General features: G+C 65.6%; 11 protein-coding genes. 3 read left to right on the forward strand and 8 right to left on the reverse strand.

Annotated features, from left to right (window positions below):
• The first annotated feature begins 48 nt into the window (after positions 1-48).
• Entirely contained in the window at positions 49-1,089 is a 1,041-nt protein-coding gene (locus AC1Q6V_RS14205; protein WP_058698541.1) for a ribonuclease Z, read from the forward strand.
• Here the strand turns inward: AC1Q6V_RS14205 and AC1Q6V_RS14210 are convergent.
• Positions 1,086-2,987 carry a potassium transporter Kup gene (locus AC1Q6V_RS14210; protein ID WP_010809697.1) on the reverse strand — a complete coding sequence of 634 codons (1,902 nt, stop codon included), beginning with the start codon at positions 2,985-2,987 and terminating at the stop codon, positions 1,086-1,088. The genes AC1Q6V_RS14205 and AC1Q6V_RS14210 overlap by 4 nt on opposite strands.
• Positions 2,988-3,204: 217 nt before the next feature.
• Here AC1Q6V_RS14210 and AC1Q6V_RS14215 point away from each other — a divergent pair, with 217 nt between their 5' ends.
• Positions 3,205-3,768 (forward strand): ProQ/FinO family protein, encoded by a 564-nt coding sequence (locus tag AC1Q6V_RS14215; protein WP_011616927.1) that lies wholly within the window; start codon positions 3,205-3,207, stop codon positions 3,766-3,768.
• A gap of 27 nt (positions 3,769-3,795) precedes the next feature.
• On the opposite strand, the gene AC1Q6V_RS14220 is transcribed toward AC1Q6V_RS14215, so the two are convergent.
• Positions 3,796-4,935: an acyl-CoA dehydrogenase family protein gene (locus AC1Q6V_RS14220; RefSeq protein WP_454750586.1), complete on the reverse strand. Its 1,140-nt coding sequence runs from the start codon at positions 4,933-4,935 to the stop codon at positions 3,796-3,798.
• On the reverse strand, positions 4,928-6,124 hold the full coding sequence (locus tag AC1Q6V_RS14225) for a CaiB/BaiF CoA transferase family protein (RefSeq protein ID WP_454750587.1): 1,197 nt from the start codon (positions 6,122-6,124) through the stop codon (positions 4,928-4,930). Before AC1Q6V_RS14225 ends, AC1Q6V_RS14220 begins: the two co-directional genes overlap by 8 nt.
• 115 nt (positions 6,125-6,239) lie before the next feature.
• Between AC1Q6V_RS14225 and AC1Q6V_RS14230 the strand changes: the two genes are divergently transcribed.
• Positions 6,240-7,145 carry a LysR family transcriptional regulator gene (locus AC1Q6V_RS14230; protein ID WP_058698544.1) on the forward strand — a complete coding sequence of 302 codons (906 nt, stop codon included), beginning with the start codon at positions 6,240-6,242 and terminating at the stop codon, positions 7,143-7,145.
• 17 nt (positions 7,146-7,162) lie between these two features.
• Here the strand turns inward: AC1Q6V_RS14230 and AC1Q6V_RS14235 are convergent, their stop codons facing one another.
• From AC1Q6V_RS14235 to AC1Q6V_RS14255, 5 genes are read right to left on the reverse strand one after another with little or no spacing between them, the layout of a single operon-like run.
• Positions 7,163-8,230, reverse strand: coding sequence for an alpha/beta hydrolase family protein (locus AC1Q6V_RS14235; RefSeq protein ID WP_454750588.1), 1,068 nt, complete (start codon positions 8,228-8,230; stop codon positions 7,163-7,165).
• An 11-nt stretch (positions 8,231-8,241) separates the two neighbouring features.
• On the reverse strand, positions 8,242-10,005 hold the full coding sequence (gene mhpA / locus AC1Q6V_RS14240) for a bifunctional 3-(3-hydroxy-phenyl)propionate/3-hydroxycinnamic acid hydroxylase MhpA (protein WP_454750589.1): 1,764 nt from the start codon (positions 10,003-10,005) through the stop codon (positions 8,242-8,244).
• Complete coding sequence (locus AC1Q6V_RS14245) at positions 9,965-11,029, reverse strand: maleylacetate reductase (protein ID WP_454750590.1); 1,065 nt, start codon at positions 11,027-11,029, stop codon at positions 9,965-9,967. The genes mhpA and AC1Q6V_RS14245 overlap by 41 nt, the downstream gene beginning before the upstream one ends.
• 10 nt (positions 11,030-11,039) lie before the next feature.
• Positions 11,040-11,342: a Dabb family protein gene (locus AC1Q6V_RS14250; protein WP_010809689.1), complete on the reverse strand. Its 303-nt coding sequence runs from the start codon at positions 11,340-11,342 to the stop codon at positions 11,040-11,042.
• Entirely contained in the window at positions 11,339-12,220 is an 882-nt protein-coding gene (locus AC1Q6V_RS14255; RefSeq protein WP_454750591.1) for an intradiol ring-cleavage dioxygenase, read from the reverse strand. Before AC1Q6V_RS14255 ends, AC1Q6V_RS14250 begins: the two co-directional genes overlap by 4 nt.
• Positions 12,221-12,279 lie beyond the last annotated feature (59 nt).

Here is a 12,279-nt window from a genome sequence, read left to right on the forward strand (position 1 = left end):
CAGTGCGCCCTTGCCTGAGCCTTAGCGTCGGTCGCACCGCGAGTGAACATGCGCCCCCTGCTGGAAGCCCGCCTCGTCAACGATGCCTTTGGCGATCCGGGGCTGTTCGTAGACTTCCTGGACGAACGGCGCGCGCTGCTGTTCGACCTGGGCGACATCGCCCGGCTGATGCCGCGCGAGCTGATGCGCCTGTCGCATGTATTTGTCACGCATGCGCACATGGATCATTTCTCTGGCTTCGACAAGCTGCTGCGTGTGCTGCTCGGGCGCAAGCCGCGCCTCGTGCTGGTCGGCGGGCCAGGATTCCTGGCACAGGTCGAGCACAAGCTGCTTGCCTATACCTGGAACGTGGTGCATCGCTACGCCACCGAGCTGGTCATCGAAGTGGCCGAACTTGGACTGGACGGGCAGATGCGGCACGCCTGCTTTTCCAGCCGGCACGGCTTTGCCAGGGAGGCCGAAGCGTGTGTCGAGAGGGCCGGCGATATCGTGCATGACGAAGCGACGTTCCGGGTGCGCGCCTGCTTTGTCGATCACGGGATTCCATGCCTGGCCTACCTGGTGGAGGAAAAGGCCCGGCTCGGCGTCAACAAGGAGCGCCTGGCTGCATCGGGCCTGACCACCGGCGCCTGGCTGCGCGAACTCAAGCATGCGGTCCTGACCGGCGCGGCCGCAGATTCCCCGATCCTTGTGCAATGGCGGGACAGGAGCGGCGACCATGCATCGGCGCGAACGGTCGGCGAGCTGAGCCGGCTGATCCTGGATACCGAGCCCGGCCTGCGCATCGGCTACGTGACCGACCTGCGCTATACGAGCGCGAACGTGCAAGCATTGTCGCAACTGATGCAAGGCGTCGACCAGCTCTTCATCGAGAGCGTGTTCCTGGATGTCGACCGGGCACACGGCCTGCGCAAGAACCACCTGACCGCCGCCCAGGCCGGGCGGATTGCGCGCAGCATAGGCGCACGCGCGGTGACGCCGTTCCATTTTTCGCCACGCTATCAAGGGCGCGCCGATGAACTGGCTGCCGAGGTACGGGACGCCTGGGGCACGGAGTCCTTTGCAGAACAGGTACCGCCGGCGGTCTAGATCTTGATCTGCGTGCCAATCTCGATCACGCGATTTGCCGGTATGTTGAAGTAATCAGCAGCATTGCCGGCGTTCCTGCTCATCGTGGCAAACAGACGTTCACGCCATGACGCCATGCCACTGGGACCACCGGCTGCAGCGACGATGGCCTCGCGACTCAGGAAAAACGAGGTGTCCATGATGTCAAACTCCAGGCCAGCCGCCGGAGGCAGAGCGCCGAGCGCCTGCGCGACATCGGGCCGGTTCATGAAGCCGAAGCGCAGCGTTATCCTGTAGCAGGCGTGTCCGAGCGGCTCAACGGCTGCGCACTCGGTCGCCGGCACCGATGGCACATCCTTCATTCTCACGGTAAGAAACACGACGCGCTCGTGTAGCACCCTGTTATGGTTGAGGTTATGCATCAACGCGTGTGGCACCACATCCGGTGTCGGGGTGAGGAACACCGCCGTGCCGGGCACGCGCGGTGGTGGTGCGAGAAACAGCGAATCCAGGAACGACTTGAGGGGCACGTCGGTACTTTGGAGCCGCTCCAACAGCGCTTGCCGGCCGCGAACCCATGTCAGCATCACGACGAATATCCCAGCCCCGACAACGAGCGGGAACCAGCCCCCTTCGGCAACTTTCAACAGGCTGGAGGAAACGAAAGCCATATCCACCGCAATAAAGAAGCCGGTTGCGACAAGGCTTAGCAGCAGGTTGTAGCGCCAACCGTAGTGGATCACAAAGAAGGTGAGAAGCGTCGTCACCAACATCGTGCCGGTGACCGCGACCCCGTACGCCGAAGCGAGATTGGACGAAGATCCGAATCCGAGCACGGCAACCAGAACCGCAACAAGCAACATCCCGTTGAGAGTCGGTATGTAGATCTGACCGATCGCTCGCTCCGATGTGTGCACCACGTTCATGCGTGGCAGATAGCCCAGCTGGATTCCCTGTTTCGTCAGCGAGTAGGCACCCGAAATCGTCGCCTGCGACGCGATCACTGTTGCCGCTGTCGCGAGTGCAACCATCGGATAAAGGGCCCACGACGGATACAGCAGGTAGAAGGGGTTCTCGATTGCTTTTGCATTCACAATGATCAGCGCGCCCTGCCCCAGGTAGTTGAGCGCAAGCGCCGGGAAGACCAGCCCGAACCAGGCCAGGCGAATCGGGGCACTGCCGAAATGCCCCATATCGGCGTAGAGCGCTTCGGCACCGGTGAACGCGAGCAGCACCGCCCCAAGCACCGCGAACGAGGCGAACCCGTGCTGCGTGACGAAGCCGAGCGCGTGCAGCGGGCTGAGCGCGCCCAGGATTGCGGGATACCGGGCGATGCCGTGGATGCCCGCGGCGGCCAGGGCGAGAAACCACACGATCGTGACAGGCCCGAACAGCGCGCCGATGGCGGCGGTGCCATGCCGCTGGAACAGGAACAGCGCGATCAACACACCCACGGATGCCGGCAAGACATAAGGCTGCAGCGCGGTAGTGCCCACCTCGATGCCTTCGAGCGCCGAGAGCACCGACATGGCAGGTGTCAGCACGGCATCGCCATAGAAGAGCGCCGCGCCGAACAGGCCCACCAGCAGGATCGGCGTCGGCGAGCGACCGACCTTTTTCACGGACGACAGGGCGAGCGCGAGCAGTGCCATGATGCCACCTTCGCCCCTGTTGTTTGCCCGCATGATGAGGATCACATACTTGAGCGAAACCACCAACATCAGCGCCCAGAGGATCGCGGAGATACCGCCAAGTATGTTCTCGGTTACGAGCGGGATCCCGTGGGCTGGATTGAAGGTCTCCTTGACCGCATAAAGGGGGCTGGTGCCGATATCGCCGTAGACCACGCCCAACGCAGCAAGCGTGAGCTCTGCACGGGATTGCTGCGGATGCGACGCGTCTGGCGTTTCACCGTTCATGGCATGGGAATCCACCGCTGCTCCTCGATTTTCGAACGGATGGTCCGCCTGCTCAGGGCAATCACGTGAGGGCGCCCCCGCCGAGAGCCCTTCTGTCCGGCCCCGCCTTGCGGCAGCGAGAGACGTATTCGACCCATGCCCGCCGCATGCAAAATGCCGCCAAACCTGTCGTTGGCCCAGCCTTGCTACAATTCTGGTTCACAGAACGGCAAATATCATGGGCTTTGAACAACTCGCAGCACTAAGGGATCAACTGGCAAACAAGGCAAAGGCCGAATCCAAGGCAAAGGCCGAATCACGGGCGGAAGGCAAGCGCCGGCGCCCTGCGCCGGCTGCCGCGCAGGCTGCGGCACCCGCGAAGCCGCCCGTCGATCCTGTGGTGCATTCCATTGCCCGGCTGCAGAAGCACTTCCCCAAGGCGTTTCCGAAGAACCCGGCGCCCAAGGTGCCGCTGAAGGTCGGCACGTTCGAGGATCTGGCCCAGCATGCGGGCAAGCTGGCCCTGACCGAGGCGGAGCTGCGTGAAGCGATCCGCACCTGGTGCAGCGGCGCACGCTATTGGTCGTGCATGGTGGAAGGCGCCAAGCGGCTGGACCTGGAGGGCAATGAGGCCGGCGTCGTCAGCCTGGCGGATGCCAAGCGGGCCCAGCAGCTGAAGGCCCGCCGCGGTGCGGGCACCCGGCCGCGGAAAGCCAAGCCCGCCACGCCCGCTGCCACGCCTGACACCCCTGCCGCGCCCGACGCCACGCCTGACAGCCCCGACACGCCTGCCACGCCCTGATCCCCACCGTCGGATCTGCAGCGGCGCTTACGCCAGCACCGCGCGCGCGATCACCGTCCGCTGGATTTCCGACGAGCCTTCATAGATGCGCAGGATCCGCGCATCGCGCACCAGGCGCTCCAGCGGCATTTCGCGCGTGAAGCCGTAGCCGCCGTGGATCTGCAGCGCGGCGTCGGTGACAAAGCCGACCATCTCCGAGGCATAGAGCTTGGCCATCGATGCCTGCTCGGTGAAGGGCTCTCCGTCCCGGCGCCGCACCGCCGCCTGCAGGGTCAGCAGCCAGGCCGCCTCCAGCCGCGTGCGCATGTCGGCAAACATCCATTGCAGGCCTTGCTTGCGCGCCAGCGGCTCGCCGCCGACCTGGCGCTGCCTGGCCCAGTCCGCCGCGCACGCCAGCGCTGCCTCGGCAATGCCCAGGCTGGTGGCAGCCACGTCCAGGCGGCTGTTGTCCAGCACCTTCATCGCGGTACGGAAGCCCGTGCCTTCCGGCCCCAGCCGGTTGGCGGCGGGAACGAAGCAGTCCAGCGCCACCTCATGGGCCGGCGCCCCGCGAATTCCCATCAGTTTCTCGGCGGGCGCGATCTGCACGCCCTCGCTGTGCCGGTCCACCACGAAGGCGCTGATGCCGCGCGTGCCGGCGGCGGGATCGGTCTTGGCGTAGACGACGATCAAGTCCGCAGCGTCCGCATTGGAGATGAAGTGCTTGACCCCGCGCAGGCGGTAGCCGTCGCCCTCCGGGGTGGCGCGCGTGGCCATGTCCGCCGGGTTGGAGCCGGCGCGCGGCTCGGTCAGCGCAAAGGCGCCCAGCTTGCCGCCGGCGGCCGCATCCGGCAGGTAGCGCTCGCGCAGGCTGTCGTCGCCGCCGATCAGGATGGAATCGGTAGCCAGGTAGTGCGCGCCGATCATCGACGAGGTCGAGGCGCAGGCCTTGGCAACCTCCGCCAACGACAGGATCAGTGCCACCGGCGAAGTCTCGGTCCCGCCCCAGCGCTCCGGCAGGTTCATCCCCATCAGGCCGAGCTCGGCAAGTTGCGGCACATAGCACGTGGTGGAGGCTTCGGCCCGGTCCACCTCGGCCGCCTTCGGGGCCAGTTCGCTTTGCGCGAAGCGTCCGATGGCATCGGCAATCTCAAGATCGCCCGGCTCTACGCCCAGTCGTTTATGCATGTTGTTTCTCCTTGCTGAACACTTGCGGATGCGCCGTGGCAGCGTTGGCCAGCTCGGCCAGGATGGCTTCGGTGTGCTGCCCCAGCGCCGGCGCGGGCGTCACGCGATTGGCGCCGTAGCCGGAGAACTTCACCGGCTGCGAGGGCAACCGCACGGTGCCGCCCTCCGGCCCGGGCACTTCGGCAAGCAGGCCGCGGTGGGCGGCATGGTCGCTCTCCAGGGCTTCCTTGACGTTGCGGATAGGCGCGACAGGGATGCCCGCCTCGCTCAGCAGGCGGTTCACCTCGGCCACGGAACGGCTGGCCGACCAGGCTTCGAGACCGGCGCGCAGATCGCTCTCGAAGCGGCAGCGCGTCTCGTCGTCGGCAAAGCGCGGGTCCTGCGCCATCTCCGGCCGGCCGATGGCATTGGCCAGCGCCTGGAACAGCTTGTTGTTCAGCACCGCCACCACATAGAAGCCGTCCGCGGCGCGGTACACGCCGAACGGCGCGGACGAGGGATGGCGGTTGCCGACGCGCAGCGGCGCCAGGCCGGTCGCGGCATAGCGCGCGACCAGGGTGGCGCTCAGGCTCAGGGTGGCGTCGAACATCGAGACATCGACATGCGTGCCCCGCCCGGTCTTCTCGCGCGCCAGCAGCGCGGCCAGCACGCCCCATGAGGCGAACAGGCCGCTGACCGCATCGGAGACGGCCTCGCCCAGCATGGTCGGGGTGCCGTCCGGGGCGCCGGTGGCATCCATCAGCCCGCACATTGCCTGCAGGATGATGTCGTAGGCCGGACGGTGCGATTCCGGCCCGGTCTGGCCGAAGCCCGACACGCTGGCGTAGACCACCGGCGGATTCAGCGCACGCAGCGCCTCATAGCCGATGCCCAGCTTGTCCGCGACACCCGGGCGGAAGTTCTCGACCACCACGTCGGCCCGGGCGCAGAGCGAGCGCGCCAGCTCCAGGCCCGCTGCCGTCTTCAGGTCGATCACGATGCTCTGCTTGTTGCGGTTCATGGCAGAGAACAGACCGCTCTTGCCATCGACGAAGGGACCGACCGCGCGGTAGTCATCGCCGCCAGGCGGTTCGATCTTGATCACCTCTGCGCCAAGGTCGCCGAGCAGCGCCGTGCAGTAAGGGCCCGCCAGCACGCGCGAGAAATCGATCACGCGGATGCCGGCAAGCGGCAGGTCGGAATGAGTCACGTCTTGGCCTCCAGGCTTGCAAACCCGCGGGCTTGCGTTTCAGTGACACCGATTCTGCGCAGCGCAGGCTATCAAGTAAAATATTGAATTCGACTAGCACCTATAGGATTTTCTGATGCGCGTCTCCTTGCGGCTGTTGCGCTACTTCGCCGCGGCGGCCGAAACCGGCAGCACCACGGCGGCTGCGCGGCTGCTGAACGTCTCGCAGCCCTCCATCTCCGTTGCCATCCGCGAACTGGAGACGCTGTTCGAGGAAGCCTTGTTCGCCCGTGATGTCGGCGCAAGGATGACCCTGACCCGCTTCGGCGTGCGCAAGCTGGCGGAAGCGCGCCACATCCTCGGGGCAGCAACGGCATTTGAAGTGGACAAGAGCGGCGATGCCGCCGCGGGCGAGGTGCAGATCGGCGTCTTCCGCACGCTGGCGCCGGTCTATCTGCCGGTGGTGCTGCGCCTGGCACGCGAGCGCTATCCCAAACTCTCGGTACGCTTTGTCGAAGGGGATCTCGCACAACTGGAAGACTGGCTGCACGGCGGGCAGATCGAGCTGGCGCTGACTTACGACGTAGGCATGCCCGAAGACATCGAGCGCGAACTGCTGGCAGAGCTGCGGCCCTACGGCCTGCTGCCCGCGGGCTCGCGGCTGGCCAGGCGCAAAGGCAGCCTGTCGCTGCACGAACTGGCGCAGGAACCGCTGATCCTGATCGACCTGCCGCACAGCCGTGAATTCCTGATGGCGCCGTTCTGGCAATTCGGGCTGCAGCCCGAGGTGCGCTACCGCGCGACTTCGCTGGAACTGGCGCGCGGCATGGTGGCGAACGGACTGGGCGCGGCGCTGCTGATCACGCAGGCGCCGGCGTCGTCCCAGATCACCGCCGTCGTGGAAAAGCCGATACGGGAAGATACCGTGCGCCAGCCGCTGGTGATCGCGCGCACGGCCCGCGCGACGCGCACCCGCGCGTCAGAGTTGCTGGCCGAGTGCGTGCGCGCGGCTGTGGAAGAAGCGAAGATCCGGCGCGCTTGACGGCGCGCGGCGTCCATTCAGCAGAGCCGGTCCGCGAACCAGTCCGCCACCAGTGCAGTCCGCTCGGCCGCGTGGTTGTAGATCGTATGCTCGCCATCCGGCCAGATTCGGAGCGTCACGTCGTCCGTGAGCGCCGCGTCCAGGAACGGCTGCTGGTCTTCCAGCTTCACCAACGGATCCTCGCCGCCATGCAGCACGAGCAGCGGGCAAGCGATCCTGTCGCGGTGCGAGTGAAAGCGCATGCGTTCGAAATTGGCCTGGATGGCTGCCTGGTTCGTGCTGCCCAGCATGGCGGCTGCCTGCTCCTCGAACGTCCGGAACGGCAGCAGTGTGGGAGCTGCGAGGGCACCGTTGATGCAGCACGCCCGGATCCTGTCGTCCGTCGCTGCCGTGGCTGCCGCCCAGAGCCCGCCCACGCTGTTCCCCCAGATGCCGGGGACGCCAAGCGATGCATCCTCGGCTATCCGTGACACAAAGCACCGGTAGGCCGCGGGAATATCCACGTCGACATGAATGCCGTGGACCAGCCGGGTTTCGCCCTGCCCCGGGCCTTCCGCCATCAGCGTGGCGAGACCGCGTTCCGCCAGGGCCCGCGCCAGCGGCAGGTATGCCACCCCCCAGCCGCTCTGCCCGCCAAAGAGCAGCACGGTGCCGCGCGCGTGGCCGGCTGGCGGGCGCATCAGCCACCCTGTCAGGCGACCATTTGCGAATGAAAGCTCAACGCGCTCGAGGCCTTGTGCGGACCAGTGGCAAAGCTGGTGCGTCGCAGCCACCAGGCGACTGTACAAGCCGAGTTTGCGTGGCGCGTCGTGATTGAAGGCCATCTGCGCAAAGACCAGGTCGGCAATCGCCATGGACTGGGCCTGGGCGGCTGTCACCAGGTGGCCGGCCCTGGCAGCATGCTCGGCGCGCTCCAGCTGAGCATCGGCGAGCGACTCGGCCACGCGATCCCAGTCCTCTCCCCGGCTGGTGGCGTCGAACAGCCGGACGGCGTCGGCATAGTCCATGCCGCAATCCAGCAAGCGTGTGACCGGCATCGCCCGCCGGAACGCAAGCGCTGCCGAAGAAACCGTTGTCGTCATCATGGCTCCCGCGCTCACGAAACAGCCGCTGCGCTGGTCCCGGCCAGCATGCTGGATTGCGCCGCACCGCGCCAGTGCAGCTTCTGGCGCAGGGAATCGACCAGGCCGGGCAGATGCGCCAGGTCGGAAACGCCGCCGAAGACAGCAAAGTCCGGCCGGCTGATGTAAGCCTGCATGCCATGCGCGCGCATGAACGCTGCCTGCGCGCCATTGAGTTCCACCACTGCCCCGGGTATCGACGCCGCGTCGGACAGCACGACGATATGGCAGCCGAGTTGCTCAAGGAAACCGAGCTGGCCCTCATCGAGGTAGCGCAACGGATCGTCAAGAGCGATCAGCAGGAAGCCATGACCGACCACGTCATCGAGGCGCCCTTCGACTTCCCCCTTGCGCACGCGTCCCTGCGGAGCGGGCGTGCCGATCGCGGGCAACAGGCTGCCATCCACCTCGGCATGCACGATGCCGGCTTCGAGCCTCGGAAACGGCGGCATCGGGGGGATCGACCGGGCCCGGAATGCGGCGTCGCGCTCGGCAACCTTTTGCGGATCGTCTTCGTTGGCAACCTTGCCAAGGAATCTCGCCATCTCCATGATCTTGCTGACGTGGGGCCTGCGCTCTTCTTCATACGTATCCAGCAGACCCGGCGCGCTTCGGCCACTGAGCACCAGGTCCAGCTTCCAGGCCAGGTTGATGCCGTCTCGCATGCCCGAACACGCGCCTTGCCCCATATAGGGCATCATCGTATGCGCGGCATCGCCGGCCAGGAAGATCCGCCCGTCGCGCCACCGGTGCGCCATGCGGGTTTCGAACGTGTAGACGACATGGCGCAACAGGCGCATGTCTTCCGGGCCCAGGCCATGCTGCTCCTTCAGCCAGCGCCAGCCGACGGCCTCGTCCTCCCAGTAGGCAGTATCCTCGCCAGGCAGCACCCGCAGTTCGAAGCGAGTCCGCCGGGTGCCGATCGGCATGTACATATGGGCCCGCGCCGGGTCGCAATAGATGGTCGTGAGCGAGAACTTCTCGCCAAGGTCCCGCTTGTTCTCCGAGTCAAGGTTCAACCAGCGCTCGTTCTGCCCGAAGTCGTCGCGTTCGATGCACAGACTGCGGCGGACAAAGCTGTTCGCCCCGTCGGCGCCAATGACGTACTTTGCGATGAACTCGCGCGACGGTGTCGTCCATTGCGAGTCCTGCGCGCCGCGCCAGAGGTGCGCGGAGATCCTGACGCCATCCTCGTCCTGCCTGAGCGTCTCTGCCTCCCAGCCGCGAAGGATCTCGACCCCGGGAAAGCTTGCCGCGCGCTGATGAATGGCGTCTTCGATATCGGGCTGGTAAATCGAGATATGGGCCGGGAAGCCGCACGCGTGCCCGGTCCAGTCCAGTTCAATGAGGAGCTCATCGTCGGCGTTGCGATACTGATACGGACCCAGCCCACAGGCATCGCGCAGGGCCTGGTCAACGTCTCCGCACGCCTGGACGATCCGTGCCGTCTCGCCATCGATATGGGTCAGGCGCGGCAGGCCATAAGGCGTGGGCCAGCGTTCAATGACAACCACCTTGTAGCCAGCCTCGCCCAGCAGCGAGGCCGCGACGAGTCCGGTCGGGCCATATCCGATCACGGCTACGTCGAAGATTTCTGCGGCCGGCTCGGGTGTTTGCTTCGGATTGATGCTCATGCTTTGTCTCCATCTATATTGGTTTTGGGGGCCGCTGTCCCGTGGCAGCTCGGCGAGTTGCGCATTACGGACGCGTTCCGTCGAATGCGTCCTGCAGCAGCGCACGCAAGTCCTCCCGGGAAATCGGGCGCGGATTCCAGTAGGGATTGGCGCTGGCGATCTCCGCGGCGCGGTCCAGGTCTGCGTGCGCCATGCCGAGTTCACGCAGCGACGTCGGCGCCCCGAGCTTGCTCGCCAGGTCATGGACGCCGCGCGCGGCATTGTCAGTGCCCAGCGCGCGGGCGATCCGCTGCATTGCCTGCGGCGCAAAGTCCGCGTTGAACGCCAGTGCGTGTGGCAGCACCACCGTGTGGGTCTGGGCGTGCGGCAGGTTGAAGCTGCCACCGAGGGTGTGGCAAAGCTTGTGGTGCAGTGCCATGCCGACGTTGCTCAGGACCATTCCGCACAGCCACGCACCATAGAGCGCCTGGCCGCGGGCCACAATATCGGCGGCGTCGCGATGGATGCCAGGCAAGCCTTGGCCCAGGGCACGGATACCTTCTTCAGCGATCAGGCTGGTGATCGGATTGGCATTGCTGGCGTAGAGTCCCTCGGCGGCATGCGCGATGGCGTTGATGCCGCTGGTCACGGACAGGTCGACCGGCAGGGTCAGGGTCAGTTCCGGGTCGTAGATCACCGCCCGTGGCAGCACCCGCATATCGCTGCCGGTACGCTTGACCCCGCCCTCGGTAACGCCGTAGATCGGAGTCATCTCGCTGCCGGCATAGGTGGTGGGGATCGCCAGGATGGGAATGCTGCTTTCCAGGGCAATCGCCTTCCCGAGCCCGATCGTCGAACCGCCGCCAAACGCGATGGCACAGTCGGCATTGCAGGCCAGGGCAAGCTCGCGTGCTTCCCGGGCCGTGTCGATCGGCACATGCATGACTGCACGGTCGAACAGGCATGCCGCGCGCTGGCCAAGGGATGCCATGATTGCCTGCGCCCCATCGCGCTGCTCGGGCGTGCACAAGACCAGCGCGCGCTGCGCGCCGAGCAAGCCGATCTCGCGCTCCAGGTGCTGCAGGCTACCCGCGCCAAATACGACTCTGGCAGGCGCTGCCTGGTAGACGAATTCCAGTGCTGTTTCCATATTGCATCCCTCAATCAATGGTGTAGTCGACCTGGTGGCGGGCGATGCGCAGCCCTGCCAGCTGCTCGCGGACGCGAAGGTGCTCCGGGTGATCGGCGTAGGCCTTGAGCGCCGCGAGCGATTCGAACTCGGCAAGCAGCACCGTGTCGCACGCGTAGTCAACGCGGCTCACATCGATGCCGACCTCCACGTGGCGCAGACCTGGAATGCGGCCGGGCAAGGCCTCGAAGGCCGCCTTGATGCGTTGCTGGGCATCAGCCCGTTCATGCGCCGTCTCACCCTTCACCTTCCACATGACGATGTGCCTGATCATTTCCGTTGGTGCGCGCGGCTCAGGACAAAATCAAAATCGAGGGTGTAGTAAGGGTCCTTGAGCAAGCTGCCATCAGGCGCGATGCCCGGCGGGTGCTGCACCCAGTCAGCCACCAGCGTCGAGCGCACGCCGAACACGGCGTCGGAGTCGAGGTAGCGGTCACCGTCGCGAAAGACATGGGTGATCAGCGTCTCGCAACCCGGTGCACTGATCATGAAGTGCAGATGGGCAGGCCGCCAGGGATGGCGGCCAAGCGCCTCCAGCAGCGCGCCGACCGGACCGTCATGCGGAATCGGATAAGGTTCGGCAAGGATCGAGCGAAACGAAAACCTGCCGTCTTCGCCGGTTCGCAAACGCCCGCGCGCACGGTGGGTATGCTCGCCGTCAGGGCCCGGAATCTGCACGTCATAGTGGCCATGCTGGTCCGCCTGCCAGACTTCGATGGTGGCGTCCGGAATGGCCGTCCCTTCCCGGTCCCGCACCTGCCCGCGCACAAAGCAAGGCTCGCCTTGCGCGCCATTCGAGATATCTGCGCCGCTGTCGTACGCGGGACTGTCTTCCACGTAGAACGGGCCAAATACAGTGGATTCAGTGCAGCCCGCCGGTTTCACATTGTTCTGTGCCGTCACCAGCATCGACAGGCCAAGCACATCGGATAGCAGGATGAATTCCTGGCGCTTGTCATCGGTGATGTGGCCCACCAAAGTCAGAAAGCGAATGGCCGCGAACCATTCTTCCTCGCTCAGCTTCACATCACGCGCGAACGCATGCAAATGCTGGACGAGACTGGTCATCACGGTGCGCAGGCGCGCATCGCGGCAGTTCGCCATCGACGCAAGCACCGCCTGCGTGATCGTGTCTTCATTGAGGTTTCGCATTCCGGGTGTCTCCGCATGTTTTCTGCTTCTCGCTTGCTGCTAACATTAATTCCTTCCTC

This window comes from Cupriavidus sp. GW823-FHT07B10, from assembly GCF_058794355.1.

Coding starts and splice junctions, on each gene's coding strand:
- AC1Q6V_RS14205 (WP_058698541.1), top strand. CDS start 49: ATGCGCCCCCTGCTGGAAGCCCGCCTCGTCAACGATGCCTTTGGCGAT.
- AC1Q6V_RS14210 (WP_010809697.1), bottom strand. CDS start 2,987: ATGAACGGTGAAACGCCAGACGCGTCGCATCCGCAGCAATCCCGTGCA.
- AC1Q6V_RS14215 (WP_011616927.1), top strand. CDS start 3,205: ATGGGCTTTGAACAACTCGCAGCACTAAGGGATCAACTGGCAAACAAG.
- AC1Q6V_RS14220 (WP_454750586.1), bottom strand. CDS start 4,935: ATGCATAAACGACTGGGCGTAGAGCCGGGCGATCTTGAGATTGCCGAT.
- AC1Q6V_RS14230 (WP_058698544.1), top strand. CDS start 6,240: ATGCGCGTCTCCTTGCGGCTGTTGCGCTACTTCGCCGCGGCGGCCGAA.
- AC1Q6V_RS14235 (WP_454750588.1), bottom strand. CDS start 8,230: ATGATGACGACAACGGTTTCTTCGGCAGCGCTTGCGTTCCGGCGGGCG.
- AC1Q6V_RS14245 (WP_454750590.1), bottom strand. CDS start 11,029: ATGGAAACAGCACTGGAATTCGTCTACCAGGCAGCGCCTGCCAGAGTC.
- AC1Q6V_RS14250 (WP_010809689.1), bottom strand. CDS start 11,342: ATGATCAGGCACATCGTCATGTGGAAGGTGAAGGGTGAGACGGCGCAT.
- AC1Q6V_RS14255 (WP_454750591.1), bottom strand. CDS start 12,220: ATGCGAAACCTCAATGAAGACACGATCACGCAGGCGGTGCTTGCGTCG.